This window comes from Pseudomonadota bacterium (assembly GCA_037200975.1).
Taxonomy (GTDB): Bacteria; Pseudomonadota; Gammaproteobacteria; order Steroidobacterales; family Steroidobacteraceae; genus CADEED01.
Window position 1 is genome coordinate 2,911,341 of record JBBCGI010000001.1, and the last position, 26,199, is coordinate 2,937,539.

General features: G+C 64.9%; 27 protein-coding genes. 19 read left to right on the top strand and 8 right to left on the bottom strand.

Annotated features, from left to right (window positions below; genetic code table 11):
- Nucleotides 1–11: 11 nt before the first annotated feature.
- The 6 genes from WDO72_13180 (at nucleotide 12) to WDO72_13205 (ending at nucleotide 8,103) form a co-directional block, all read left to right on the top strand.
- Nucleotides 12–1,391, top strand: coding sequence for a DUF1329 domain-containing protein (locus WDO72_13180; protein ID MEJ0086634.1), 1,380 nt, complete (start codon nucleotides 12–14; stop codon nucleotides 1,389–1,391).
- Between the two features lie 96 nt (nucleotides 1,392–1,487).
- On the top strand, nucleotides 1,488–2,516 hold the full coding sequence (locus WDO72_13185) for a hypothetical protein (protein ID MEJ0086635.1): 1,029 nt from the start codon (nucleotides 1,488–1,490) through the stop codon (nucleotides 2,514–2,516).
- Between the two features lie 2 nt (nucleotides 2,517–2,518).
- Nucleotides 2,519–4,939, top strand: coding sequence for an MMPL family transporter (locus WDO72_13190; GenBank protein ID MEJ0086636.1), 2,421 nt, complete (start codon nucleotides 2,519–2,521; stop codon nucleotides 4,937–4,939).
- A gap of 130 nt (nucleotides 4,940–5,069) precedes the next feature.
- Nucleotides 5,070–6,506: a pyridoxal-dependent decarboxylase gene (locus tag WDO72_13195; GenBank protein ID MEJ0086637.1), complete on the top strand. Its 1,437-nt coding sequence runs from the start codon at nucleotides 5,070–5,072 to the stop codon at nucleotides 6,504–6,506.
- Entirely contained in the window at nucleotides 6,503–7,438 is a 936-nt protein-coding gene (locus WDO72_13200; GenBank protein ID MEJ0086638.1) for an MBL fold metallo-hydrolase, read from the top strand. The genes WDO72_13195 and WDO72_13200 overlap by 4 nt, the downstream gene beginning before the upstream one ends.
- A gap of 185 nt (nucleotides 7,439–7,623) precedes the next feature.
- Nucleotides 7,624–8,103 (top strand): hypothetical protein, encoded by a 480-nt coding sequence (locus WDO72_13205; GenBank protein MEJ0086639.1) that lies wholly within the window; start codon nucleotides 7,624–7,626, stop codon nucleotides 8,101–8,103.
- A gap of 15 nt (nucleotides 8,104–8,118) precedes the next feature.
- On the opposite strand, the gene tfpZ is transcribed toward WDO72_13205, so the two are convergent.
- Genes tfpZ through WDO72_13230 form a run of 5 tightly spaced genes read right to left on the bottom strand, consistent with a single transcriptional unit; the run spans nucleotide 8,119 to nucleotide 11,786 of the window.
- A complete protein-coding gene (tfpZ, locus tag WDO72_13210) occupies nucleotides 8,119–8,874 on the bottom strand; it encodes a TfpX/TfpZ family type IV pilin accessory protein (GenBank protein MEJ0086640.1) in 756 nt (251 codons plus the stop codon).
- A 19-nt stretch (nucleotides 8,875–8,893) separates the two neighbouring features.
- The gene (gene arfB, locus WDO72_13215) at nucleotides 8,894–9,319 is read right to left on the bottom strand and encodes an alternative ribosome rescue aminoacyl-tRNA hydrolase ArfB (GenBank protein ID MEJ0086641.1); all 426 of its coding nucleotides are present in this window, start codon (nucleotides 9,317–9,319) and stop codon (nucleotides 8,894–8,896) included.
- Between the two features lie 7 nt (nucleotides 9,320–9,326).
- Nucleotides 9,327–10,631, bottom strand: coding sequence for a mechanosensitive ion channel domain-containing protein (locus tag WDO72_13220; protein MEJ0086642.1), 1,305 nt, complete (start codon nucleotides 10,629–10,631; stop codon nucleotides 9,327–9,329).
- Between the two features lie 22 nt (nucleotides 10,632–10,653).
- Nucleotides 10,654–10,884, bottom strand: coding sequence for a YdcH family protein (locus WDO72_13225; protein MEJ0086643.1), 231 nt, complete (start codon nucleotides 10,882–10,884; stop codon nucleotides 10,654–10,656).
- Nucleotides 10,881–11,786 carry a PHP domain-containing protein gene (locus WDO72_13230; protein ID MEJ0086644.1) on the bottom strand — a complete coding sequence of 302 codons (906 nt, stop codon included), beginning with the start codon at nucleotides 11,784–11,786 and terminating at the stop codon, nucleotides 10,881–10,883. Before WDO72_13230 ends, WDO72_13225 begins: the two co-directional genes overlap by 4 nt.
- Here WDO72_13230 and yrfG point away from each other — a divergent pair.
- Complete coding sequence (yrfG, locus tag WDO72_13235; protein ID MEJ0086645.1) at nucleotides 11,785–12,459, top strand: GMP/IMP nucleotidase; 675 nt, start codon at nucleotides 11,785–11,787, stop codon at nucleotides 12,457–12,459. The genes WDO72_13230 and yrfG overlap by 2 nt on opposite strands.
- An 87-nt stretch (nucleotides 12,460–12,546) precedes the next feature.
- Here the strand turns inward: yrfG and WDO72_13240 are convergent, their stop codons facing one another.
- Nucleotides 12,547–13,878 (bottom strand): DEAD/DEAH box helicase, encoded by a 1,332-nt coding sequence (locus tag WDO72_13240; GenBank protein MEJ0086646.1) that lies wholly within the window; start codon nucleotides 13,876–13,878, stop codon nucleotides 12,547–12,549.
- Nucleotides 13,879–14,198: 320 nt separating this feature from the next.
- Here WDO72_13240 and trxA point away from each other — a divergent pair, with 320 nt between their 5' ends.
- The 3 genes from trxA to WDO72_13255 all read left to right on the top strand — a co-directional run bounded on the left by trxA (nucleotide 14,199) and on the right by WDO72_13255 (nucleotide 17,101).
- Entirely contained in the window at nucleotides 14,199–14,528 is a 330-nt protein-coding gene (gene trxA, locus WDO72_13245) for a thioredoxin TrxA (protein MEJ0086647.1), read from the top strand.
- Between the two features lie 242 nt (nucleotides 14,529–14,770).
- Entirely contained in the window at nucleotides 14,771–16,027 is a 1,257-nt protein-coding gene (gene rho, locus WDO72_13250) for a transcription termination factor Rho (GenBank protein MEJ0086648.1), read from the top strand.
- Nucleotides 16,028–16,213: 186 nt separating this feature from the next.
- Nucleotides 16,214–17,101 (top strand): hypothetical protein, encoded by an 888-nt coding sequence (locus tag WDO72_13255; GenBank protein MEJ0086649.1) that lies wholly within the window; start codon nucleotides 16,214–16,216, stop codon nucleotides 17,099–17,101.
- A 38-nt stretch (nucleotides 17,102–17,139) separates the two neighbouring features.
- Here WDO72_13255 and WDO72_13260 read toward each other — a convergent pair whose 3' ends face one another.
- Nucleotides 17,140–18,021, bottom strand: a complete 882-nt coding sequence (locus WDO72_13260) for an alpha/beta fold hydrolase (protein ID MEJ0086650.1) — start codon at nucleotides 18,019–18,021, stop codon at nucleotides 17,140–17,142.
- Between the two features lie 208 nt (nucleotides 18,022–18,229).
- Between WDO72_13260 and WDO72_13265 the strand changes: the two genes are divergently transcribed.
- From WDO72_13265 to WDO72_13280, 4 genes are read left to right on the top strand one after another with little or no spacing between them, the layout of a single operon-like run.
- Entirely contained in the window at nucleotides 18,230–19,024 is a 795-nt protein-coding gene (locus tag WDO72_13265) for a hypothetical protein (GenBank protein ID MEJ0086651.1), read from the top strand.
- Nucleotides 19,025–19,046: 22 nt separating this feature from the next.
- Nucleotides 19,047–20,015, top strand: a complete 969-nt coding sequence (locus WDO72_13270; GenBank protein ID MEJ0086652.1) for a DnaJ C-terminal domain-containing protein — start codon at nucleotides 19,047–19,049, stop codon at nucleotides 20,013–20,015.
- The gene (locus WDO72_13275; protein ID MEJ0086653.1) at nucleotides 20,012–20,326 is read left to right on the top strand and encodes a chaperone modulator CbpM; all 315 of its coding nucleotides are present in this window, start codon (nucleotides 20,012–20,014) and stop codon (nucleotides 20,324–20,326) included. Before WDO72_13270 ends, WDO72_13275 begins: the two co-directional genes overlap by 4 nt.
- A 55-nt stretch (nucleotides 20,327–20,381) precedes the next feature.
- On the top strand, nucleotides 20,382–21,887 hold the full coding sequence (locus tag WDO72_13280; GenBank protein MEJ0086654.1) for an FAD-binding oxidoreductase: 1,506 nt from the start codon (nucleotides 20,382–20,384) through the stop codon (nucleotides 21,885–21,887).
- Between the two features lie 18 nt (nucleotides 21,888–21,905).
- Here WDO72_13280 and WDO72_13285 read toward each other — a convergent pair whose 3' ends face one another.
- Nucleotides 21,906–22,331 carry a fasciclin domain-containing protein gene (locus WDO72_13285; GenBank protein MEJ0086655.1) on the bottom strand — a complete coding sequence of 142 codons (426 nt, stop codon included), beginning with the start codon at nucleotides 22,329–22,331 and terminating at the stop codon, nucleotides 21,906–21,908.
- A gap of 179 nt (nucleotides 22,332–22,510) precedes the next feature.
- Here WDO72_13285 and WDO72_13290 point away from each other — a divergent pair, with 179 nt between their 5' ends.
- From WDO72_13290 to WDO72_13310, 5 genes are all read left to right on the top strand, one after another.
- Nucleotides 22,511–23,941: a cytochrome ubiquinol oxidase subunit I gene (locus WDO72_13290; GenBank protein ID MEJ0086656.1), complete on the top strand. Its 1,431-nt coding sequence runs from the start codon at nucleotides 22,511–22,513 to the stop codon at nucleotides 23,939–23,941.
- Nucleotides 23,934–24,941: a cytochrome d ubiquinol oxidase subunit II gene (cydB, locus tag WDO72_13295; protein MEJ0086657.1), complete on the top strand. Its 1,008-nt coding sequence runs from the start codon at nucleotides 23,934–23,936 to the stop codon at nucleotides 24,939–24,941. The genes WDO72_13290 and cydB overlap by 8 nt, the downstream gene beginning before the upstream one ends.
- Before the next feature lie 28 nt (nucleotides 24,942–24,969).
- Nucleotides 24,970–25,062 carry a DUF2474 family protein gene (locus tag WDO72_13300; GenBank protein ID MEJ0086658.1) on the top strand — a complete coding sequence of 31 codons (93 nt, stop codon included), beginning with the start codon at nucleotides 24,970–24,972 and terminating at the stop codon, nucleotides 25,060–25,062.
- 114 nt (nucleotides 25,063–25,176) lie between these two features.
- Nucleotides 25,177–25,896, top strand: a complete 720-nt coding sequence (locus WDO72_13305) for a DoxX family membrane protein (GenBank protein MEJ0086659.1) — start codon at nucleotides 25,177–25,179, stop codon at nucleotides 25,894–25,896.
- Nucleotides 25,893–26,150, top strand: coding sequence for a YheU family protein (locus tag WDO72_13310; GenBank protein ID MEJ0086660.1), 258 nt, complete (start codon nucleotides 25,893–25,895; stop codon nucleotides 26,148–26,150). Before WDO72_13305 ends, WDO72_13310 begins: the two co-directional genes overlap by 4 nt.
- Nucleotides 26,151–26,199: the final 49 nt, after the last annotated feature.

Genomic DNA, 26,199 nt, shown 5'->3' on the forward strand with positions numbered 1-26,199 from the left:
AGGGGAATTTCATGCTGAAAAAATTCGTAGCTCCCGTTCTGGGAATGATGGCGGGACTGACGCTGGGCGTGCACGCGATGGCGGCCGTGTCGGCCAGCGATGCCGCGAAGCTCGGCGCCGAGCTCACGCCGCTGGGCGCCGAGAAAGCCGGCAATGCCGACGGCTCCATTCCCGCGTGGGACGGTGGCATCACCTCGGCGGCGCAGGCGGGGTTCGCGAACTTCCGCCCGGGCCAGCATCACCCCGATCCGTACGCCAGCGACAAACCGCTGTACACCGTGACCGCGGCCAACATGGGGCAATACGCGAACAAGCTGACCGAAGGCCACAAGAAGCTGCTGCAGACGTACAAGGCCACGTTCAAGATGAACGTGTACCCGACGCATCGCAGCGCGGCCGCGCCGCAGCGGATTTATGACGCCACCAAGCGCATCGCGACCACCGCGCAGCTGGCGAAGGATGGCAACGGCGTCACCAACGCCGGGGAAGGCATTCCGTTCCCGATTCCGCAGTCGGGTGTCGAAGTGTTCTGGAACCACGTGCTGCGTTATCGCGGCGACGTCATCGTGCGCAACATCGGCCAGGCGCCGGTGACCGCGGGCGGTGATTACACGATGGTCAAGTTCCGCGACGAGACGATGGTCGCGTACAGCCTGGCGGGCGCGAAGAGCGAGAACCTCAACAACATCATCGCGTATTTCATCCAGGAGACAGTCGCGCCCGCGCGCCTCGCCGGCGAAGTGCTGCTGGTGCAGGAGACGCTGGATCAGTCGCTCGAGAATCGCCGCGCCTGGGTCTACAACCCGGGACAGCGCCGCGTGCGCCGCGCGCCGAACGTGGCGTTCGACAATCCCGGCACCAACTCGGACAACCTGCGCACCTCCGACCAGTTCGACATGTACAACGGCAGCCCGCAGCGTTACGACTGGACGCTGGTCGGCAAGAAAGAGCTGCTGGTGCCGTACAACAGCTACAAGCTCAACTCGAACACGCTCAAGTACGGCGACATCCTCAAGAAGAATCACATCAACCCGGACGTGGCGCGTTACGAGCTGCATCGCGTCTGGGTGGTGGATTCGAAACTCAAGGCGGGGCAGAGCCATCTCTACAGCCGACGCACCTTGTACGTGGATGAGGACAGCTGGCAGATCGTGGCCGTGGATTGCTACGACAGCCGTGGTCAGCTCTATCGCGTCCAGGAAGGCCACGTCATCAATTTCTACGAAGTGCCGGCGCTGTGGACCGCGCTCGAGACGGTGTACGACCTGAGCAACGGCCGTTACCTGGCGCTCGGCCTCGACAACGAAGAGCCGCGCAGCCGCGACTTCTCGCAGAAGCGCACCGTGGCCGACTACCAGCCCGCCGCCCTGCAACGCCGCGGCGTGCGTTGATCGAATAAGGTGCCGCGAATGAAGGTGCCGGGTGGGGAAAGTGGGGAGAGGACTCCCCACTTTCCCCACCCGGCACCTTTCACACGGGGGTTCTGGATGAGGCGTCCATTCGGCCTCGCGCTGATCGTGGCACTCGCGGGCTCGGGCTTCGTGCCGGCCGTCGCGCCGGCGCAGATCGATCCCAACGACTTCGCCAACAAGCCGGCGGAGATCGAGCCGCTGGCCGCGCAGTCGTTGCTGCTCGACCTGGCCGTCGCGGGCAGCCGCATGGTCGCCGTGGGCGAGCGTGGCCACGTGTTGCTCTCCGACGATCAGGGCGCGACCTGGCGCCAGGCGAAGAGCGTCCCCACGCGCGCCATGCTCACCGCCGTGTTCTTCGCCGACAACGAATACGGCTGGGCCGTCGGCCACGACGAAACCATTCTCAACACCGTCGATGGCGGCGAGACGTGGACGCGTTCGCACTTCGCGCCCGAAGCGCAGCAGCCCTTGCTCGACCTGTGGTTCGCGAATCGCGTCAGCGGCATTGCCGTGGGCGCCTACGGCGCCTACTTCACCACCAATGACGGCGGCCGGCACTGGGCCAGCGCGAAATTCGTCGCACCGCCGGCGACGAAGCCGGAAGGCGCACCCGCGGCCGCGGACGACGAGCCTCCGCCTGACTACCACCTCAACCGCATCGTCGGCGTGGGCAATCGCCTGTACGTCGCCGCCGAAGGCGGGCAACTGTATCGCTCCGACGATCGCGGTGCGCACTGGCGCGCATTGCCGTCGCCTTACGAGGGCAGTTTCTTCGGCCTCGTGCCGATCCGCGGCGAGGGCCTGCTGGCGTTCGGCTTGCGCGGCCACCTGTTCCGTTCGGCCGATGCCGGCGAGACCTGGCACGAGCTCGATTCGCACACTACCGCGATGCTGACCGATGGCGTCGCCATCAACGACCTGCGCGTCGTCATCGGCGGCCTCGCCGGCGTGTTGCTGGTGTCGGGTGATGCCGGCGAAACCTTCCGGCTGACGCAGCAGGACGATCGCAAGGGCGTCTCGGCGCTGCTGCCCGGTCCGGCCGGCACGGTGATCGTCGCCGGTGAAGGCGGCGTACGCACCATCCACCTCGACGGGGGTAGTTAGACATGGCCGGCCCCGGCGATCCCGACAAGGCGCCCGGAAAGGTCGCGAGCATTCTCGAACGCCTGATCTTCGGGCACCGGCGCGTCATCGTGGTCGTGTTCGCGCTCATCACCATCGGGATGCTGACGGTGGCCGCCCGCGGCCTGCACATCGATGCGTCGTTCACGAAGCAGCTGCCGCTCAAACACGAGTACATGCAGACCTTCGTCAAGCACCAGAGCGAGTTCGGCGGTGCGAACCGCGTCCTGGTCGCGCTGATCGCGCGCGACGGCAACATGTTCACGCCCGGGTTCTTCGACGCACTCAAGAAGGCCACCGACGAAGTGCTGGTCATGGACGGCATCGACCGCACGCGCGTGCAGTCGCTGTTCACGCCCAACGTGCGTTACATGGAGGTCGTTGAAGGCGGCATCGACGCCGGCAACGTAGTCGACTCCGAATTCGTGCCCACGCCCGAGGCGCTGGCGAAGGTGCGCGAGAACATCCTGAAGGCCGGCATCCGCGGCCGGCTGGTGGCCAACGACTTCTCGGGCGCGCTGGTGTCCGCCATCGTGCTCGAGAAAGACGCGACCGGGAAGGCGATCGATCCGATCGAAGTGGCGCGCCAGCTCGAGAGCCGCGTGCGCGACCGGATCCAGGGCAACGACGTGCTGGTGCAGGCGCATCCGTCGTCGGCCACGGGCTCCGCCATCGACGTGCACATGATCGGCTTCGCGAAGGTCGTGGGCGACATCGCGGACGGCGCATCCTCCGTCATCACGTTCGCGGTCGTCACGATCCTGCTGACGTTGCTGGCGGTCTGGTACTACGTGCAGTCGCTGAAAGTCGCCGTGGTGCCGATCGTGTGTTCCATCGTTGCGGTCGTCTGGCAGCTCGGCACGCTGGTATTGCTGGGCTACGGGATAGATCCGCTGGGTCTGCTCGTGCCGTTCCTCATCTTCGCCATCGGCGTTTCCCACGGCGTGCAGAAGATCAGCGCCGTGAAGGAATCCGCGGTCGCCGGTCACGGCAGCGAAGAGGCCGCGCGGCTCACGTTCCGCCAGCTGCTGATGCCCGCCGTCATCGCGCTGCTCGCCGATCTGATCGGCTTCGTCACCATCCTGCTGATCCCGGTGCAGGTGGTGCAGGAGATGGCCATCACGGCGAGCATCGGCGTTGCCATCGTGATCCTCACCGATCTCGTGCTGCTGCCGGTGCTGGTGTCCTGGGTCACGTGGGACGAGAAGTACCGCGCGCGCGTGGAAGTGCGCCAGGCGACGCTGGCCCGCTACTGGCAGCGGCTGGCAAAGGTCACCGAACGCAGGACCGCGCTCGGCATCATCATCGGGTCGGTGTTGTTAGGCGTGTTCGGCGTGTGGAAGGGCCGCGAGACGCCCATCGGCGATACACAATCCGGCGTGCCGGAGCTGCGCGCGGATTCGCGCTACAACCGCGACAGCAACATCATCACCACCAAGTTCTCCATCGGCGTCGACATCCTGACCGTGATCGTGGAGACGAAGGAGCCGGCCTGCACCAGCTACGAGCTCATGTCGGCCATCGACAATTTCTCGTGGAAGATGCGCAACGTCGACGGTGTGCAGGAAGTGGTCTCGCTGCCGCTGGTCGCCAAGATCGCCATCGCGGGCTGGAACGAGGGCAGCCTCAAGTGGCGCAACATTCCGCGCGAACCCAGCCAGCTGACGCAATCGACGCGTTACATCGAAACCAGCACCGGCCTGCTGAACGCCGATTGCAACGTGGTGCCGGTCATGTTGTTCCTGCGTGATCACAAGGCCGAGACCATCGAGCGCGTCGTGGCCGAAGTGAAAGCCTGGCGCACGCTCAACACGTTTCCGAACGCCACCTTCAATCTCGCCACGGGCAACGTGGGCGTGATGGCGGCGACCAATGAAGAAGTGAAGGCGAAGGAATATCCGATCCTGGGCTGGGTGTTCGCCGCGGTGATCCTCATGTGCCTGCTGACGTTCCGCAGCTGGTTGGGCACGGTGCTGGTGTTCCTGCCGCTGGCGCTGGTGTCGATCCTGGTCTACGCGGTCATGGCCATCGTCGGGATCGGGCTCAAGGTGAACACGTTACCCATGGTTGCGCTGGGCGCGGGCATCGGCGTCGACTACGGCATCTATCTGTGGAGCCGCATGCAGGAATACCTGAAGGGCGGCGACAATGTGCACGACGCCTATCTCAAGACCATGCGTGTCACCGGCGCCAGCATCATCTTCACCGGCATCACGCTCGCCATCGGCGTCGTGACCTGGGTGTTCTCCCCCCTGCAGTTCCAGGCCGACATCGGCATCATGCTCACCTTCATGTTCTTCGTGAACATGCTGGGCGCCATCCTGCTGCTGCCGGCCCTCGCGACCTGGCTGGTGCCGGGTGGGGAAAGCGGGGAAAAGAAAATGGGGACATCCCTCGATTCCTAGCAAATGGGAACGCGCCTCGAAGAGGCAGGTCCCGATTTGCGCCACCGACATCGACAAACTAGCCTGCTAACTTCGAAACGAGGGATGTCCCCATTTTCTTCTCCCCACTTTCACCACCCGGCACCCTCTCATGACTCCCGACGAGTTTCGACGCGCCGGTCACGAGCTCATCGACTGGATCGCCGACTATCGCGAGCGGGTCGCGCGCGCGGAATATCCCGTGATGGCGCGCACCGCGCCGGGCGCGTTACGCGACGCGCTGCCCAAGAGCCCGCCGCAACTGCCGGAAGATTTCGACGCCATTCGGTGTGACCTCGACGCGTTGATCGTGCCCGCCTGCACGCATTGGCAGGATCCGCGCTTCCACGGTTACTTTCCTTCGAATGGCCTGCCAGCCGCCGTGCTCGGCGACCTGGTGAGCACGGGATTGGGCCAGCTGGGACTGAACTGGCAGGCCAGCCCGGCGCTGACGGAGCTCGAAGAAGTATGTCTCGACTGGTGGCGCCAGATGCTGGGGCTGTCGACACAGTGGTCCGGTGTCATCCAGGACACCGCGTCCACCGCCACCTTCGTCGCGCTGGTCTGTGCTCGCGAGCGCGCCACGAACTACAGCGCGGTGCGCGGCGGGTTGCAGGGCCGGGTGGCGCCGCTCGTCGTCTACGTGTCCGCGCAGTCGCACAGCTCGGTGGAGAAGGCCGCGCTGCTCGCGGGCTTCGGCCGCGACAATGTCTGTCTCGTGCCGGTCGACGCGAACTTCGACATGGACGTCGCCGCGCTCGAGCAGGCGGTCGCGCGGGATATCGCGGCCGGGCTGCAACCCTGCGCCATCGTCGCCACCTGCGGCACCACCGCCACCACCGCTTTCGATCCGCTGGCCGCGGTCGCCGCGATCGCGACGCGCGAAAAAATCTGGCTGCACGTCGATGCCGCGATGGCCGGCTCGGCCATGATCGTCCCGGAATGCCGCGTCCTGTGGGATGGCGTCGAGGGTGCCGACTCGCTCGTGGTGAACCCGCACAAGTGGTTAGGCGTGTCGTTCGACTGTTCCACCTACTACGTGCGCGACCCGCAGTTCCTGGTGCGCGTGATGTCGACCAACCCGAGTTATCTGCAGACCGCCGCCGACGGCGTGGTGCATAACTACCGCGACTGGGGCATCCCGTTGGGCCGGCGCATGCGCGCACTCAAACTGTGGTTCGTGATTCGCGACCAGGGGGTGACGGGCCTGCAGGCCCGGCTGCGGCGCGACCTGCGCCACGCGCAATGGCTGGCGGCCGAAGTGGCGCGCGCGCCGCACTGGAAGATCCTCGCGCCCGTGCGCCTGCAGACGCTGGTGCTGCGCCACGAACCGCCCGGCATCGACCCATCCGCGGTAGACGCACATACGCGCGCCTGGGCGCAGGCCGTCAACGATTCCGGCGAGGCCTACCTCACGCCGACGCTCCTGACGGATCGGTGGGCCGTGCGAGTCTCGTTCGGTACGGCCGCGACCGAACACGAACACGTCGTCGACCTGTGGCGATTGATCCGGGAAAAAGCGGCCGCTGGGCCGGGAGCAGGAAAATGAAAGCCCGAATCAGGGAAACATGCCTCGCCGCGATGGGATTCACTCTGAGCGCCGTGGCCGCAGCTCAGCAGCCGCCCGCCGCGCCGCCACCGGACGTGAAGATCGAAACCGTCAGCGTCGCACCCGGCATCTACATGTTGGTCGGCCGCGGCGGCAATGTCGGGCTCACCGTGGGCGCCGATGGTGCCGCCATCATCGACGACCAGTTCGCGGACATGGTGCCGAAAATCCGCGCAGCGGTGGCGCTGCTGTCGGAGCAGCCGGTGAAGTTCGTCATCAATACGCACCTGCATGGCGATCACACGGGTGGCAACGATGCGTTCGGCAAGTCGGGCGCCGTGATCATCGCGCAGGACAACGTGCGCAAGCGCCTGTCTACCCCGCAGGTGAACGCGGCGAGCAACACGACCACCGAGGCGCGCGCCCGCGAAGCGCTGCCCGTCGTCACGTTCGCCGACAGCGCCACGCTGCACTTCAACGATGACGATCTCGAATTCACGCACCTGCCGAACGCGCACACCGAAACCGACATCGCCGTCCGCTTCCGCAAGGCCAACGTCGTGCACATGGGCGATATCTTCACCGGCGGCTTTCCGTTCATCGACGGCAGCAATGGCGGCACGTTCGATGGCTTCATCCGCGCGCACGAGACGGTGCTCGCGACCGTCGATGACGCGACGAAGATCATTCGCGGCCATGGCCCGCTCGGCAACAAGGCGGAGCTGCAGGCCTATCACGACATGCTGGTCGTGGTGCGCGACCGGGTGGCCAAACTCGTGAAGGCCGGAAAGACGCAGGAGCAGGTGGTCGAAGCGCGGCCGACGAAGGAGTTCGAGGAAAAATACGGCGGCGCGAACTTCAACGCGGCACAGTGGATAGGCCGCGCCTACGTGGACCAGAAACAGGCGCTGGAGCGGCGCAAGCAGAGGTAGAAAGCGCGCGGCCGCTCCTCCAAACCCTGAAACGTGGGGAAATTGTGCATTTGTGTGGCGACATAACACGCCGCGGCACGGGCTTTTCGCATTTGGCGCCGCTTGTGTAGGTGGGAACCTATGGACAGCGGGCGGCGTCGTAGTAACAGTGCCCACAGGTCTCATGCAGGGACTGCGAGACAGCAATGAAGGATTCGAGCAATACCGCCAAGTTGTTAGACGTGCCGTACGCGCCGGAGGCCGAGGAGTACCTCGACGAGCTCGAGCGCAGCGGGCAATTCCGCGTCGGCGTCGAGGCCGAGGTGGAAGACGAGCCGGAGGTCGCGGCGCACGCCGAGTATCGCTGGGGTCGCGGCTCCGGCCATGTCGCAATCACCGACTGGTGGATCGCCGGCCGGCTCGATCTGCATGTCGGCCCCGGCATCCAGCCCGCGGACGTGACGCTGGCGCGCATGAACGATTCGCTGGTGGTGCGCACCGCGGACGGCGTCGACCGCTTGACCATCGACAACTATCTCGGCCTCATTCCCGATGCATCCACCTTGCGCATCCTGTTCGACGACGGCGTGGATTGGGCCGGCGCGGAAGTCTTCAAGCGGATCAGCAGCTGGGTGGTGGAGCTCGACTCGACCCACGTCTCCACGCACGGCGCGCCTAACAACTGACGCGCGCCGGCGCGTTCAGTACGGGTCGAGGTCGAAGTACTCGAGCGGCCGGCCCGTTCCGGCGTCCACCAGCACTGTCCAGAACGCCTCGCGGTAACGCAGCGGCATCCAGCGCAACTGCGAGTCCGGCAATCCGGTCGAGGCGCGCGCGGCGGCAATTTTTTCCTTGCCCTCCGGATGCCGCTTCTCGAGGTCGGCCAGCGGGAAGATGTGCTTCTGGATCGTGGACAGCTGCGATTCGTACGGCACGAAGAATTTCGGCCGGCTCTGCTCTTCATTGCCGTCGAGCGCCTGGAACAAAGCGTCGGTGCGTTCGGCGGGCGGGACGACCACGGCGACCAGCCTGGGTCCGGTGAGCGGCGGCGAGCGGTAGATGGGGTCGCGCGCCGCGGCGAGCTCGTCCGGGCGGATGTCCCGCGCGGTGACCACTTCGAGGCGGTCGCCGACGAACGCCACGTACACCGGGCGCGAACCGGCCACGATCCACACGCCGTACACCAGGGCCGCGATCTGGATGACACCCACCACGCAGTAGTCGAACACGAGTTTGCCGCGGCCCTTGCGGCTGTCCCAGATGACCAGCGACAGCAGCGGGCCGAGCACCAGATCGCAGCCGACCACCAGCACGAACAATTCCGCGCCGCCGATCAGCGTGTCGAACGGGTCGGGAAACCACGCGCCGAAGATGATGGCGGCGGCGCCAGCGGCGAACACCAGCGTCACCGCGAAATGGATCGCGAAGGCTCGCCACTTTTCGCGCCATGGAATCATCAGCAACTCCTGCCCGGGCTCAATCGTCGAAGCGCACTTTGCCACGCAGGCGTTTATTTTTTTGCGAATGGGATTTCGCGTCAAGCCGCCGTTCCTTCGAAGCCCGCGTCGGCTTCGTGGCGTGGCGTTTCTTGGGGACGATGAGCGCGCGCCGGATGAGATCGAGCAGGCGCTCCTCGGCATCGCGGCGGTTCTTTTCCTGGCTGCGCGACTCACGCGCCTGGATCAGGATTTCACCCGCGTCGGTGACCCGCTGCCCCGCGAGCGCACGCAGGCGCGTCTTGACGTCGGGTCGCAACGTCGAATTGCGGTCGAGCGCGAAGCGCAGCTGGACCGCGGTGGCCACCTTGTTGACGTTCTGCCCGCCGGGACCCGCCGAACGTATGAAGGCCACTTCCAGATCCGCGTCCGGAATTTCCAGGCCCGGCCTGACTAACAAACCCATGTGGCGACTAGCGCCGGAAGCCCGGAACGTCCGGCTCGTGCTGGATCACGCGCACTTCATGCTGCTGCACCGGGATGGTGATGCTGTGTTTCTTGAACAGGCGCCAGATCTCCCGGTTGACGTCGGAACGCACGTTGTTCACGCCGTTCATCGGATCGCGGATCCAGAAGCGCACTTCGACGCGCATGCCGTAATTCTCGAAGCTCATGAGCCGCGAGACCGGTCCCGGATCCTTGAGGATGCGCGGATGGTTGGCGGCCGCATCGATCAGCACCTGCAGCGCGATCTCCGGATCGTCGTTGAAGCTGATCATCACCGGCAGGCGGATGCGCACGCGCTGGTCGGAGTAGCTCCAGTTGATGACGGAGTTCGTCATCAGGTTCTGGTTGGGCACCAGCGTTTCGACGCCGTCCCGGTCGCGCACGACGATATAGCGGCCGCGCAGCTCCTGCACCCAGCCGAAGTTCTCGCTGCTCGTGCCGGTGGTGCCGGTGAAGCTGATGACGTCGCCGGGCTTGATGGATTTGTCGAGCAGCAACACGAAGCCCGAGACGAAATTGCTGGCGATCGACTGCAGGCCGAAGCCGAGCCCCAGGCCCACCGCGCCGGTGAGCACGGTCAACGCGGTCAGGTCGACGCCGGAGGCGTTGACGCCTAACAGGACACCGAGCGCGAGCAGAGCGAAAGTCGAGAATTTCGAGATGCCGATACGCGTCGAGATCGCGATGCCCTCGAGTTTCATCACGCGCCGTTCCACGGCGCGCGCGATCAGGCTGGTGGCGATCAGGAATCCGGCGATGACCACGACGCCCTTGAGCAGCGCCCACAGGCTGAACTCCGCCTTGCCGGGGATGAGGTCTATCTTGTCGAGCGTGTGTTCGATGGCGTTGAACCAGCCGAGGATCTGGAACGACAACGCCACCCAGATCACGAACGTGAGGCGCAGTTCCCAGGTGCGCACCCAGGTATTCGGCCCGAGCGAAATGCTCAGCAGGTGCATGGCGAAACGCACCAGGATGAGCACCGTCGCCAAGTCCTTGGCGATGTCGATGAGCGCGGTGGGCATGTCGAAGCTGGCGAACAGGGCCAACAACCCGAGCAACAGCGCCAGCGCCACGAACGAAGGCGCGAGGACCATGCCGGCGACGATCAACCGCTGCGGCCAGCGCCCGAGGTCCGCGCGCGCCGCCAACGGTCGCAACCAGTTCTTGATGTAGTGAGCGAGCCCCGATGCCAGCAACGCCGCCATGATGATGACGATCACTTCGGCCATGATGTCGGGTGTCGTGAGCTGCTCGAAAAAATTCCTCACGATTGGATCCGCCGCGGCGTACTCATGCGTTCAGATCGGGAATCAGCTCGCTTTCGAGCCGGGTGATCTGGTCCTTGAGGATGAGCTTGCGTTTCTTGAGGCGCTTCAGCTGCAGCTGGTCGGACTGGAAGTCGAGTGACAGTCGCGAGATCACCTCGTCGAGATCGCGGTGCGCGATGCGCAGCTCACGCAGCTTTTCAACGTTCTTGAACAGCTCGCGATCGACGTTGTCCTGATCTTCGATGTCTGTCATCGCTTGAGGGGGTCGTCTTTCAAGGCGTGGCTTTTCAGGACCTGGGTGACCGGCTCGAGACCGGCGGCAAGCTTAAGCCAGCGGCCAAGGGGATTCCACGGCACGGCCGGATCGTGAAAATCCGAGCCCATCGAGGCGTGCAGCTTGAATCTCCGACATAACGAGGCGATGCGATCCGCGTCGTTCGGGCCCATGCCGGCCATGCTCGCCTCGAGGGCCCGTCCACCTTCCTGCACGAAAGCCGCGACCAGTTCGCGCATCTGCCCGGACGAGCAGCGATAACGATGCGGATGCGCGAGCACGGCAATGGCGCCGCTGTCGCGCAAAGCCGTCATGGCCGCCGCGAGCGTGGGCCATTCCGCCGGCACGTGGCCTGCCTTGTCGCGATTCAGCCAGCGATCGAAGGCTTCCTGTGTGTCCTTTGCGTGACCGCGCTCGACCAGCAGCCGTGCCAGGTGCAGGCGGGTGGGGGCGGTGGCCTGCGCTGCGATGGCGGCCAGTTCGCGGCCCGGCAGCCGGGCGCGTTTTTCGAGCCGTTCGCCGATTTCCGCGAGGCGTGCCTGGCGCCGCGCGAGCACCGAACGCAGGTGCGATTGCAAGCCGGCGTGTGACTCCTCGAACTGCAGCCCGACGATGTGAATAGTTTGGCCGCGCCAGTGACAGGACAACTCGACACCGGCAACGAATTCGACGCCCGCCGTGGCGCACGCAGCGCGTGCCTCCGCGAGGCCGGCGGTGGTGTCGTGATCGGTGAGCGCCAACGTGCCGACATTGCGGCCGCGCGCCCGTTCGACCAGCGCCGCCGGCGCCAGCACGCCATCGGAGTAATGGCTGTGGGTGTGGAAATCGACCAGCGGTTCGGGGGTTGAGTCCATGCGGGGGCCGTATGATACGCCCCTCATGTCGCCCCTCCCTCAACGCAACGATTCGCGGCCGGACTGGGCGGCGATCGACACGGTGCTGCTCGATCTCGACGGCACGTTGCTCGACCAGGCCTACGACAACCACATCTGGCGCGATCTCGTGCCGCAGCGATTCGCGGTGGCGCACGCGATGGAGCTGCATGCGGCCTACGCGGAAATCGCCCGGCGCTTTCGCGAGCGCAGCGGCACCCTCGACTGGTACTGCATCGAATACTGGTCGCGCACGCTCGAGATCGACATCGGCGCGTTGCATCGCGAGGTGCGCTCGCACGTGGCATGGCTGCCCGGTGCGCAGGAATTCCTGCAGCGGATGCGCGCGGCCGGCAAACGGCTGCTGCTGCTCACCAATTCGCACCCGGTCGCGCTCGCCGTGAAACACGAAGAAACCGGCGTGCTGGACTATCTGGACGGCGCCGTGACTTCACACGATTTCGGCCATCCGAAGGAGCACGCGCCGTTCTGGAACGCAGCGTCGGCGCACTTCGGGTTCGATCCCGCACACGCGCTGTTCGCCGATGACAATTCGAAGATGCTGGATGCGGCTCGCAACGCCGGCATTCGCTGGGTATACGGCGTACGCCACTGGGATACCCGCGGCTCGCGCCGCGAGCATGCGGATCATGCCGCGGTAGATGGAGTCGCCGACCTCTAGTGGTGCCGGGGTGCAATTATCGTAATTGCGCCGGCGCCGGGGCGAGCTCAGCGCGGGCGCAATTACGATAATTGCACCCCGGCACCACTATCTACCGCCGCGGCGTGGGCCGCCGCCGCGACGCGGCGGGCCACCCCCGCCACCGGGTCTGCGCGGGCCACCCCGGCCGCCACCGCCACCACCGGGACGGCGCATCGGGCGCGGGCCGTCTTCCGGGTCCCATTCCTTGTAGACCGGCGGTTTGAGGTCCTTGGCCAGCAATTCCAGCTTGACCGGCGCGACTTCGATCTTGTGCGAGATGTAGCGCTCGATGTCCGGCAGGCCTACCGCGTATTCCTCGCAGCCGAAGCTGATCGCATCGCCCTCGGCGCCGGCACGCGCCGTACGGCCGATGCGATGCACGTAGTCGGCCGCGTCCTGCGGCAGGTCGTAATTGAACACGTGGCTCACGTCGGGAATGTGCAGACCACGCGAGGCGACATCGGTCGCGATCAGCACGGCGAGCTCGCCCGAGTGGAATTCCTTCATGAAACGCAGCCGCTTCTTCTGCGGCACGTCGCCCGACAGCGCCTGTGCCTTGAAGCCGTTCGCGATCAGATAGGCCTCGAGCTTCTCCGCGACGCGCTTGGTGTTCACGAACACCATCGTGCGGTGCGCGTCGTACAGGCGCAGCAGCCCTATGAGCAGCGGAATCTTTTCTTCCATTGCCGGGAAGTAAATCAGCTGCCGCACCTTGTCGGCGGTGACGCGGTCGGGCTCGATGCGCACGAGCTCGGGGTTGTTCATGTGTTCGTACGCGAGCTCGAGCACCCGCTGCGACAAGGTCGCCGAAAACAGCATGGACTGCCGCAACTCGGGCTTCGGCAGCCGCCGCAGGATGAAGCGGATATCGGCGATGAAGCCGAGATCGAACATGCGATCCGCCTCGTCGAGCACCACGGCCTGCGCATGCCGCATGTCGAACACGTGTTGCTTGAAGTAGTCGATGACGCGGCCCGGAGTGCCGATCAGCACGTCCATGCCGTCCTGCAACGACTTGCGTTGTTTTTCGTAATCGACGCCGCCATATACGACGCCGATCTTGAGCCCCGTGTGCTTACCCAGCACTTCCGCGTCGTTGAAGATCTGCACCGCCAGTTCGCGTGTCGGCGCGAGGATCAGGGCGCGAATCCCGGTGGCGCTGCGTCCCGGCATCGGGTTGGTCAGCAGCCGCTGGAACAGCGCCACCAGGAAGGCTGCCGTTTTACCGGTACCCGTCTGTGCCTGCCCCGCGACATCTTTGCCGGTGAGGGCGATGGGCAAGGTCATTGCCTGGACCGGTGTCGCACGGACAAAACCGGCATCGCGGATGCCCTGTGCCACTTCGGGAACGAGATCGAGCGAGGCGAACGCCAGCTCGGAAAGGTGTGTCTCTGTCATTAATGACCGTTATTTATGTATTCAAGATATCTGGCGTCTTCTCGGCGCATCTGGCGCTTGCAAATGGCAGGCGGACCAGTTAAAAAATGCTCCCAAGACGCGGACTGCTCCTCACAGAGCCTCGAGCCGCAAATCCAAAGCTTCCTTAACCACACGGTCTTCTACACTCAATCAGGCCATTTGACTGCGCAGCGCAGTCTAACCCGTTTGATCGCGTCCTGAGCACGGCTTCCTGCCGCGCCACGAAGCACAAGCTTCAACCCACTAAATACCGCTCGATTACTCGAGATATTTTTGATTTTTATCGGAGGTCCTTCCACGTGAGTAACCCGGATATCGTCCACACCACGGACGCTACGTTCAGTCAGGACGTGCTCAAGTCCGACAAGCCCGTTCTTCTCGACTTCTGGGCCGAGTGGTGTGGGCCCTGCAAGATGATCGCGCCGATCCTCGACGAGATCGCGACGGAGTACAAAGACAAGCTCCGCATCGCCAAGATCGACATCGAGTCGAATCCGCAAACGCCGCCGAAATACGGCATCCGCAACATCCCGACGCTGATTCTCTTCAAGAACGGCACGGTGGAGGCCCAGAAGGTCGGCTCGGTGCGCAAGCCCGACCTGAAGTCCTTTCTGGACGCACACCTGTGAGAGGCTATTTGGGAAATCAAGGCGGCCGAAATCGCCCTAACAAAGGTCCGCGTCACGACGGTGGCCGTGGCGGCGGTGGAGGCGGCGGTGGCGGACAACGCGACCGCGACGGCAACCGCGATCCGAACTACCGGCCCGGCAACAATGGCGGCCCGCGCCCCGACGACCAGCCGCCCGAGGCGTTCGAAGTAGACGCCTCGGAAATCATCAGCCAGGCCGATCTCGCGGCCACCAAGAGCTCGATGAATCTGTCGGTGCTCAAGGCCAAGCCGATCTACGAACTGGTCAAGATGGCCGAGTCCATGGGCGTCGAAGGCATGGCCCGCTCGCGCAAGCAGGACATCATCTTCGGCATCCTCAAGGCCCACTCGCGCGACGGCCAGAACATCTACGGCGATGGCGTGCTCGAAATCCTGCAGGACGGCTTCGGCTTCCTGCGCTCGTCCGACGGCAGTTATCTCGCTGGTCCGGACGATATTTACGTATCGCCCAGCCAGATCCGCCGCTTCAACGCGCGCACCGGCGACACCATCTCGGGCCTGATCCGCCCGCCGAAAGATGGCGAGCGCTACTTCGCGCTGCTGAAAGTCGGCGAGATCAATTTCGATTCTCCCGATTCTTCGCGCAACAAGGTGCTGTTCGAGAACCTGACGCCGTTCCATCCCACCAAGCGGCTCAAGCTGCAGCGGGGCAATGGTTCGACGGAAGATCTCACCGCCCGCGCCATCGACCTGGTCTCGCCCATCGGCAAGGGCCAGCGCGGCCTCATCGTCTCGCCGCCGAAAGCCGGCAAGACCATGCTGCTGCAGAACATCGCCACCTCCATCACGGCTAACCACCCGGAAGTGCACCTCATCGTGCTGCTCATCGACGAGCGCCCGGAAGAAGTGACCGAGATGCAGCGCACCGTGAAGGGCGAAGTGGTCTCCTCGACGTTCGACGAACCCGCCGCCCGCCACGTGCAGGTCGCGGAAATGGTGATCGAAAAGGCCAAGCGCCTGGTCGAACACAAGAAAGACGTCGTGATCCTGCTCGATTCCATCACGCGCCTGGCGCGCGCCTACAACACCGTGGTGCCGAGCTCCGGCAAAGTGCTCACCGGTGGTGTGGACGCCAATGCGTTGCAGCGGCCGAAACGCTTCTTTGGCGCCGCGCGCAATATCGAGGAGGGTGGCAGCCTAACTATCCTGGCCACCGCGCTCATCGACACCGGCTCGAAGATGGACGACGTGATCTACGAGGAGTTCAAGGGCACGGGCAACTGCGAAATCCACCTGGATCGCCGCATCGCTGAAAAGCGTGTGTTCCCCGCCATGAACATCAATCGTTCGGGCACCCGCAAGGAAGAGCTCATCACCGACCCGGGCGAACTGGCGAAGATCTGGATCCTGCGCAAGCTGCTGCATCCGATGGATGAGCTGGCCGCGGTCGAGTTCCTGCTCGACAAGATGAAGGATACGAAGACCAACGCCGAGTTCTTCGACGCGATGAAGAGGTAGACGCGTGGGGCAGACTTCAGTCTGTCCCCGCACGAACCCAAGGCCCGGTGTGCGGTACGTCACACCGGGCCCGTCTCCTTAAGCCGACGCTGGCGCGGCTTCCAAACCTGTTAGATCATGGCGCGGCCCCGCATTCCGGGGCCGCTTGTTTTGTGCTTTCCGCCACTGGTCGATAGGGAGTCGCGAATGCGCCTGGGGCTCATCGTTCTGCTGTGTCTTTTGAGTACCGGATGCGCCCTGTGGCGCAGGGACCGGGAAGAGCCGGTCGAGAATGGCCCGCGCAAGGAAAAGGCGGAGCCGGTGCTCAAGCCCAGCGACGTGCTCAAACCGAAGCATCTCGAGCTCGCGAGCCCGGTCAGCGACCACTTCTACATGCGTGGCATCTATTTCCAGCCGTCGGTCACCACCGAGCTGCGCCTCGACCAGGGCGCGTTGAACCAGGGTTCGTTGCTGAACGCCGAGGACGATCTCGGACTCGACGACGAGATCAACCAGGGCCGCCTGGAATTCGACATCCGCATGAAAGAGCGCAATCACGTGCGCGTCGACTATTTCAAACTGAATCGCTTCCACGAGCAGCCGCTGGCCGAAGACATCAACTTCGGCAATTTCACTTTCGATGCCGGCACGAATTTCCGCAGCAAGCTCGACTGGCGCGTCCTGTCGTTCACCTATACCTACTCGTTCTTCAAGTTCGAACGCTTCGAGGCGGGCGCCGGGCTCGGCATCCACATCATCGAAGCGCACGCCGAGGGCCGCGAGCCCGGCACCACCAATTTCGAGAAGGCCGACCAGGTCGGCATCTTCCCGACGATCGCCGTGAACGCGGCGTTTCGCATCTCGAAGCGCTGGGCGATCACCGCGCGTGGCCAGTCCTTCTCGGCGAGCCCCGAGGATTTCGACGGCAAGATGTCCGACTACCACGCCGACATCCAGTACCGCTGGCGCAAGAATCTCGCGATCGGCCTGGGTTACAACAAGTACGTGACCGAGCTGCTGGTCACGGACGACGAGCCGTTGCTGTTCAACATGGACGTGAGCGGCCCGGAGCTGTTCTTCCGCGTCAGCTTCTGATTCCCGCGCGCCGGCCGGTAGTTAGTACCGCGGCGCGTTCACTCCCTGAGGAATGCCACGACGCGTTCGATCGTCGCGGCGTCGCGTAATGCGCCGCTGTGGCCGAAGCCACGCGTCGCCAGCAGCCGCGCGCCCGGAATGGCCGCGGCGAGCGCCGACCCTTGCGCGAACGGCGCGACGTTGTCGTCCTCGTCGTGCACCACCAGCACCGGCACGCGCACGCTCGGCGCCGCGGCCCGCACGGAAATCTCGCGGGCCGGGCGTCCGAACTTCGCCGCGAACCGCGCGCGCAGGTTGGCCATCGCGGGCGGCTTCAATCCCAGCATCATGGCGAACGATTCCAGGATGTAGTCCATGTCGCCGGGTACGCCGAACAGGCAGATCTTCTTCGGATGATGTTCGGCGGTTTCGGCCAGCACGGTGAGCACCGCGCCGCCGCCGAGCGAATGCCCGATCACGGCGTGAATGGGCTCGTGCAGGCGCAGCACCTGCGCCAGGCTTTCGCGGAAACGCGGCAGGTCGGCGCTGCGGCCGCGTGAATCCCCGTGCGCCGGCGCGTCGATGCCGATCACTGTGAACCCCGCCGCGCGCAGCGGCGCGATGAAATTGCCGAAGCGCGAGGCGCGGGAACCCCAGCCATGCAGCAGCACGACCGTGGGGCCGCCATGGTCCCAGCGCCACAGCGTGAACTCCTCCGTCCCGAACCGCAGCGTGGATTTCTGCGCCTGCGCACTGACCTGCGCGTCGGTGGCGTCCATGGCGCGCCGCGGCGGCGTGAGGAACATGCGAAACGCCAGCCAGCCGGCGAGCCGCGTGCCCAACGCCTGCGCCAGCGCGAAGAAGCGCCGCAGCCTCCGTTGCAGGTCGGGCGACACGCCTGGCACGACGCGGCCCAGTACCGGCTTGCGACGCTCTTCCATCAGGTGGCCACGTACGTCGCCGAAAATTCCGCCGGCATCCGCGTGCAGGCGTCGATGTCGTCCGGCTGTACGGCCACGGATACGAAATGCGGCGCGGCAAAGTCCCAGGGAGTGAGCATGCGTTCAAGTCTATGAAAATCGTCGACAAAATACAGGCATTGACACGCGGTGCTACAGTCTCCGTCACGCAAAACTCGAGAGGGGCTCCATGAAGCGGATTTACGGCAGCGTCGCGGCCTTGCTGGTCGCGCAGACGGCGGGCGCCGGCGTCTACATCGAGATGGTCAATCACAACCTCTCGACGAACACGACCGCGCCTGCGCAGAAGATGTACCTGCAGGACGGCTCGGGACGCATCGTCGACGACAGCGGGCACGTGTCGATCATCAAGGGCAACACGATGTACATCGTCGACGACGCCGACAAGAGTTACGTCGTGTTCGACAAGGCCACGATGGAGAAGCTCTCCAAAAAGATGAACGACGAGATGGCGCAGGTCAAAGACCAGCTCGCCAAACTGCCGCCCGAGCAACGCGAGCAGATGGAAGCGGCCATGGGCAAGATTCCCGGCATGGGCGGCAACGACCAGAAATGGACGGTGGAGGCGCTCGACAGCGGCAAGTCGGACAAGGTAGATGGGCGTGCCTGCAGGCTGTGGGACATCAAACGCAACGACGAGCTCGACGAGCAGGTCTGCGTGGTGCCGTTCGCCTCGTTACCCGGCAAGGAGAACTTCCAGACCGTGTTCGGCAATTTCGCGAAGGTGTTCGACGAAATGGCGAAATCCGTCCCCATGCTGGCCGGCATGTTGGGCAACGAATTCAGCGCGCACGTCAAAACCAATGGATATCCGGTGCGGCTGCGCAGCTACGAGAACGGCAAGCTCGCCCCCGAAGAGACCGTCATGAAAGTGTGGCGCGAGGAAGCGGTCCCCGCGTCGATGTTCGAGATTCCCGCCGGTTACAAGCTCAAGCAGATGCCCACGGGGCCGGGCGGGAATTGAGCCAGACCCGCCACGGAGAGAGATGAAGTACACCGACTATTACGCCGCGCTCGGAGTCGCGCGCGGCGCTTCGCCTGACGAAATCAAGAAGGCGTATCGAAAACTCGCGCAGAAGTATCACCCGGACGTTTCCAAGGAAGCCGGTGCCGAGGATCGCTTCAAGGAAGTGGCCGAGGCGTACCAGACGCTGAAAGATCCGGAAAAACGCGCCGCCTACGACGCGTTGGGCCAGCGGCCGCAGGGTGAGGAATTCCGGCCACCGCCCGATTGGGCCCGGCAGCATGGCGCCGCCGGCGGCGCCGAGAACTTCTCCTTCGACGGCGTCGACTTCGGCGATCTGTTCGAGCGCTTCGGCGCGCGCGGCGGGCGTGGGGCGCGTGGCGGCCCGTTCGGCGCGGGGAACGGCCAACTACCCGGACAGGACTTCGAAGTGCCGGTCGAGATCAGCATCGAGGATGCGTATCGCGGGACCACTCTCGAGCTGAATCTCTCGATGCCTGAATACGACGCGTCCGGACAGCTGCGGCGCGTGCCGCACGTCGTGAAGGCACGCGTGGCGCCCGGTGCCGTCGACGGCCAGCGGCTGCGGCTGCCGGGCAAGGGCGGCAAGGGCTTCAATGGCGGGCGCGACGGGGATCTTTATCTCGATATTTCGCTGAAAACACACCGGCTGTTTCGCGCCACCGATCACGACCTGTATCTCGATCTGCCGCTCAGCCCCTGGGAAGCCGCATTGGGGGCGACGGTCGAAGTGCCGACGCTCGGTGGCGCGGTGAAACTCAAGGTGCCGGCGGGCACCTCGACCGGCCAGAAGCTGCGCCTGTCGGGACGCGGATTGCCGAAGCCGCGCGGCGGCGCGGGCGATCTTTTCGCGGTGACGCAGATCGTCGTCCCCGCGCAGCCGGGCGAAGGCGAACGCGCGCTGTACGAGCAGCTGCGCGACCAGTCGCAGTTCGATCCGCGCCGGCATTTTGGCGGGGAGAGTACATGACCGACGACGAAGTCCTGTGGCTCGACGAGCACCGGGTAGTTAGCCTGGCGGAACTGGTCGAGGTGTCCGGGCTGAGCGAGCCCGAATTGCTCGATCTGGTACAGGTGGGCGCCATACCCGTGCGTGAAGCGCGCGGCGCGGCCTACACCTTCAGCGCGCGCGTGGTCACCGTCGCGCGGACCGCCGGCCGGCTGCGCAACGACTTCGAGCTCGACACGCGCGGCCTGGGCGTGGCGCTGCGCCTGCTCGAACGTGTGTCGGATCTGGAGCGCGAGATAGGGCGGCTGCGTGCGCAGCTGCCACGGGAGTGACTGATCGCTGAAAGCTGTTAACTTAGCCGCCACGTTTTAGGGGAGAAGAAAAACCATGAGCGTCATCAAACGCCGCCAATTCGTCCGCACCGCCCTTGCCGCATTACCCGCCGCCACGTTGCCGTTCGGCAAGTTGTTCGCGGCGAGCGAAGCCGCTGCCTTCGACGATGTCGAGGCCTTGACCAACGATGGAAAGCAGATCGTCCTGAAAGGCGCCGACGTCAAAGAGTTCGCCGGGCGCATGCGCGGCGACGTGTTGCTGCGCAACAGCACAGGCTACGACGGGGCCCGGCGCATCTGGAACGCGGCATTCGATCGCCATCCGGCGCTCATCGCCCGTTGCAGCGGCGCCGCGGACGTGATGGAAGCCGTGAAGTTCGCGGCAGCACATCAGCTGCTGCTGGCGGTGCGCGGCGGCGGCCACAGCCTTTCGGGACAATCGGTGTGCGAGAAGGGGCTGATGCTCGATCTTTCCCAGATGAACGGCGCGCACGTCGACCCCGCCAGGCGGGTCGCGACCATCGAAGGTGGCGCGTTGTTAGGCGCGCTGGATCGCGAGTCGCTGGTGCATGGGCTTGCGACCACGGCCGGCACCGTGTCGCACACCGGTGTCGGTGGACTCACGCTCGGCGGCGGCTTCGGCCGGCTCGGACGGCGCTTCGGCCTCACCTGCGACAACGTGCGCTCGATCGATCTGGTCACCGCCGATGGAAAGTTCGTCACCGCAAGCGCCACGCAGAACAAGGATCTCTTCTGGGGTTTGCGCGGCGGCGGCGGCAACTTCGGCGTGGCGACGTCGTTCGAGTTCCAGCTGCACCCGGTCGACCCGATCATGATGGGCGGCGAGCTCGCGTATTCGTTCGCCGATGCGCCCGACATGCTGAAATTCTTCTTCGACTTCGCGATGCAGGCGCCCGACGAGCTCAATCTCGACGCCGCGCTGGTCCGCCTGCCGAACGACGTGCGCTTTTTCACGATCGATGTCTGTTACTGCGGGCCGCGCGGCAACATCGACAAGGTGCTCGCGCCGCTGCGCAGCTTCCGCAAGCCGATCCGCGACACCGTCGCGCCCACGCCGTACGTACAGTTGCAGGCTTCTGGCGACGAAGGTGCGGCCGCCGGCCGCCGCTACTACATCAAGGGCGGTTTCGTGCAGCAGCCAAGCCAGGGCCTGACCGACGCCATGGTCGCAACGATCGCCGAGGCCAATCTACCCATCGTGCAGGCGGTTTCGATGCCCCAGGGCGGCGGCGCCTATGCACGCGTGAAGGTCGACGCCACGGCGTTCGCGCAACGCACCGCGCCGTTCAACATGTTCGTGTTCAGCGGTTGGGAAGATCCGGCGCAGAGTGAGGCCGTCGGCAACTGGGCGCGCGGCGCCTGGAAGAAGCTCGAGCCGCACACGCGCGGTTTCTACGTCAACGAATACAACGACGACGCGCATCGCATGCGCGAGACCTACGGCCCGAATTTCGATCGCCTGGTGGCGCTCAAGGCGAAGTTCGACCCGGGGAACCTGTTCCGGCTGAACGCCAACGTCGCGCCGAAGGCGCGCAGTTAGCGAGAGTACGAACGGGGGTCAGGCCACCGCAGCCAGGATCGGATTGAGCGGGATGAGGATGTCATCGACGGCGTGCAGCACACCGTTCGTGGCGCGCATATCCGCCTGCACGATGGTCGCGCCGTTGATGTTGATGCGGCTGCCATCGAGCGAGGCGCGCAGCGCGCGGCCTTCCATCGGCTTGAGTTCGCCCGGCAGGATGTCGTTCGCCGCGAGCTGACCTTTCATGATGTGATTGCACAGGAAAGGCTTGAGCGTGCGCGCGTCCTTGAAGAGCGCGTCGAGCGAACCGGCGGGCAGGCGTTTGAAGGCCTCGTCCGTCGGCGCAAATACGGTGTATTGACCGGGCGAGCGCAGCATGTCGATGAGCGAAGCCGCTTTGAAGGCGCTCAGCAAGACCCGGAAATTGTCGGCTTCCGCCGCGACGTCGATGATGTTCTTCATGTGTCCCGATTCGTTTGACTGGTTTGTTTGTGGCGCGAGTATGCGCGCAATAAACAGCTCAAACCGACGGCCCGAGAAAGATACCCATATCGCCGAAGTGGTGCGCGGGCGCGTCGATTTGCCGCCTTTCTTGCGCATTCAAATGCCCGCAAATGGCACCCGCGGTTTAAAATGCGCGCATGTTTCACGACGCAGACGCCTTGCTCCTCGCGCGGATCCAGTTCGGGTTCACGGTCAGCTTCCACTTCATCTTCCCGGCCTTCTCGATCGGGCTGGCGAGTTTTCTCGCGGTGCTCGAGGCGCTCTGGCTGAAGACCGGCAAGACGATCTATCTAGATCTGTTCAAGTACTGGCTGAAGATCTTCGCGGTCGTGTTCGCGATGGGCGTGGTGTCGGGCATCGTCATGGCCTACCAGTTCGGCAGCAACTGGGCGGTGTTCTCCGACAAGGCCGGGCCGATCATCGGTCCGCTCATGGCCTACGAGGTGCTGACGGCGTTTTTCCTCGAAGCGGGCTTCCTCGGCGTGATGCTGTTCGGCATGCAGAAGGTCGGGCGCCGGCTGCACTTCTTCGCCACGCTGATGGTTGCGGTCGGCACGGCCATCTCCGCGTTCTGGATCCTGAGCGTCAACAGCTGGATGCAGACGCCGAGCGGTTACGCCATCAATCCGGAAGGGCAGTTCGTGCCGGCCGACGGCTGGCTGCCGATCATCTTCAATCCGAGTTTCCCGTACCGCCTCGTGCACACGGTCATCGCCGCCTATCTGACCACCGCGTTGATGGTCGGTGCGGTCGGCGCCTGGCACCTGTTGCGCGACTCGACGCATCAGCACGCGCGCAAGATGTTCTCGATGGCCATGTGGATGGCGGCGCTGGTCGCGCCGGTGCAGATCTTCGTCGGCGATCAGCACGGCCTCAATACGCTCGAACATCAGCCGGCGAAAATCATGGCGATGGAAGGGCACTATCAAAGTCATCCCGACGGTGCGCCGCTGCTGCTGTTCGGTATTCCCAACGACGCCGAACAGCGCATGGAGCATGCGATCGAGATTCCGAAGCTCGGGTCGCTCATCCTCAAGCACGATCCGGACGCGCCGCTCGCCGGCCTCGACAGCATCGCGCCCGAGAATCGCCCGCCGGTCAAAGTGGTGTTCTGGACATTCCGGATCATGGTGGGTCTCGGTCTGCTGATGTTCGCGCTCGGCGCGTGGAGCTTGCTGGCGCGGGCCAGGCACAAGCTGTACGAGTGGCGCGGGCTGCAGCGTTTCGCGGTGTGGATGGGACCGTCAGGATTCATCGCCGTCATCGCGGGCTGGATGACCACCGAGATCGGGCGGCAGCCGTTTACCGTTTATGGGCTGCTGCGCACCGCGGATTCCGCTTCGCCGCTGGCCGCGCCGGCGGTCGGTGCGTCGCTGGTGGCATTCGTCGTCGTGTATTTCGCGGTGTTCGGCATGGGCAGCTGGTATCTGCTCAAGCTGATGTCGCGTCCGCCGCATCCGCACGAGAGCGATCCACCCAATGCGCCCGCGCACGCTGCGGGTATCACGCCGGGGCCGGCGCTGGCGGCCGGTGGTCCCTCTTCGACCAAGGAGCGGCCGCATGACTGACAGCACCGTGCTCACCAACATCTGGGCTGCGATCCTCGCCTTCGCGGTGTTCATGTACGTCGTGATGGATGGCTTCGATCTCGGCATCGGCATCCTGTTTCCGGTATTCGGTGTCGGCCGCGAGCGCGACAGCGCGATGAACTCCATCGCGCCGGTGTGGGACGGCAACGAGACCTGGCTGGTGCTCGGTGGCGGCGGATTGTTGGCCGCGTTCCCGCTGGCATACGCGGTCATCATGTCGGCGCTCTATCCACCGCTGATCGCGATGTTGCTGGCGCTGGTGTTCCGTGGCGTCGCCTTCGAATTCCGCTGGCGCGATCCGGCGCACCGCGCTGTCTGGGATTTCGCGTTCACGGCCGGTTCGTTCGTCGCCGCGCTCACGCAGGGCATCATGCTCGGTGCGCTGCTGCAGGGCATCGCGGTCGAAGGCAGGGCGTACGGCGGCGGCTGGTGGGACTGGTTGACGCCGTTCAGCCTGCTCACGGGGGTGAGCGTCGTGGCCGGCTACTCCTTGTTAGGCGCCTGCTGGCTCAACTGGAAGACCGAAGGGGAGGCGCAGAATCACGCGCGCCGCCTGATGCGCATTCTCGCGCCCGTCACGTTGTGCGCCATTCTGGCGGTGAGCCTCTCGACGCCGTTCCTCGGCCGCGAATACTTCGACCGCTGGTTCACGATGCCGCGGGTGTTGTTCACCGCGCAGGTGCCGCTGATCATCGCGATCCTCACCTGGCGATTCGCGCGCAGCCTGCGCCGCAATTATGAGCTCGCGCCGTTCGTCATCACGCTCGCCGTGTTCGGGTTGAGCTTCGTCGGATTGGGAATCAGCATGTATCCGTACCTGATCCCCAACAGCATCACGCTGCAGATGGCGGCGGCGCCCGAGAGCAGCCAGGCATTCATGTTGTGGGGCGCGGGACTGCTGGTGCCGCTCATCCTCGCCTACACCGCGTGGTCCTACTGGGTGTTCCGCGGCAAGGTGGCGCACGAGGGCTATCATTAAAACGCCGGACGAACGCGAAGCGCCCCTGCTGCGGCGGATGGGCTGGATGGCCCTCATATGGGCCATGAGCGTGACTTTGTTAGGTGCGGTGAGCCTGATGATCCGCTGGTGGTTGAAGTAGCGGTGCCGGGGTGCAATTGTCGCAATTACGCGGAAGTGAATTGCGCCCCGGCACCATTCACTTCCGCGTAATTACGACAATTGCACCCCGGCACCACTCATCTGCGAGACATCCATGAACCGCAACTCCGCTCTGTACGCGCTCGGCGCCATCTTGTTAGGCGCCGTCGGCATCTGGTTCCACGATTTCGCGTTGCAGTGGCAGCCGGTGCCGAAGGGCATCGCGATGCACACGCCGCTCGCCTACCTGAGCGGTCTGCTGCTCATCATCGGCGGCGGCGCCATCCTGACGCGCAGGGCCGAACGCGGCGGCGCGCTGTTGCTGGCGGTGTTCTACGGCTTCTGGGTGCTCGCCTTGCACCTGCCCGCAGCGCTCGCCTCCTGGCGCCACATCGGCGCATGGAACGGCCCGGCCGAGCTCACCTTCATGACCATGGGCGGCGTCGCCTTGTTCGCCGCCGGCACGGGCCAGCTGCGTGGCACAATTTCATTGGCCGCGCGCCTGCTGGCCGGTGCCAGCGCCGTCGTCTTCGGCTTCGCACATTTCAACTACGCGGACTTCACCGCGAGCATGGTGCCGTCCTGGATTCCCTATCCCTTGTTCTGGGCATACGCTACCGGCGCGGGCCACCTGGCGGCCGGCGCGGCATTGATCAGCGGCATCCAGGCGCGGGTCGCGGCCACCCTGCTCGCCGCGATGATGGGTTCGTTCGTCGTGCTGCTGCACGTGCCGCGCGTGATCGCGCACCCGGAATTGCACGCGGAATGGATCATGCTGGCGGTGTCGACTTCGCTGACCGGCGCCGCATGGCTCATCAGGAAATACGCGACTTGAACGAAGACTCCGAACGCCCGCTGCCGCCTGTTGTCATCCCGCATACCGAGTTGTCGCCTGATGCGCTCGAGGGCGTGATCCAGTCGTTCGTGCTGCGCGAAGGCACGGATTACGGCGAGCGCGACGTATCGTTCGAAACCAAGGTGATGCAGGTACGCCGCCAGCTCGAACGCCGGGAAGCCGAGATCGTCTACGATCAGAACACCGAGAGCATCGACATCGTGGTGCGCCGGCCCGCAGGTCTGCCTCGCTAGCAGTTAGACTCGCCCCCAGCTGCTCCGCGAAGGCTCCGGGATCTATTTC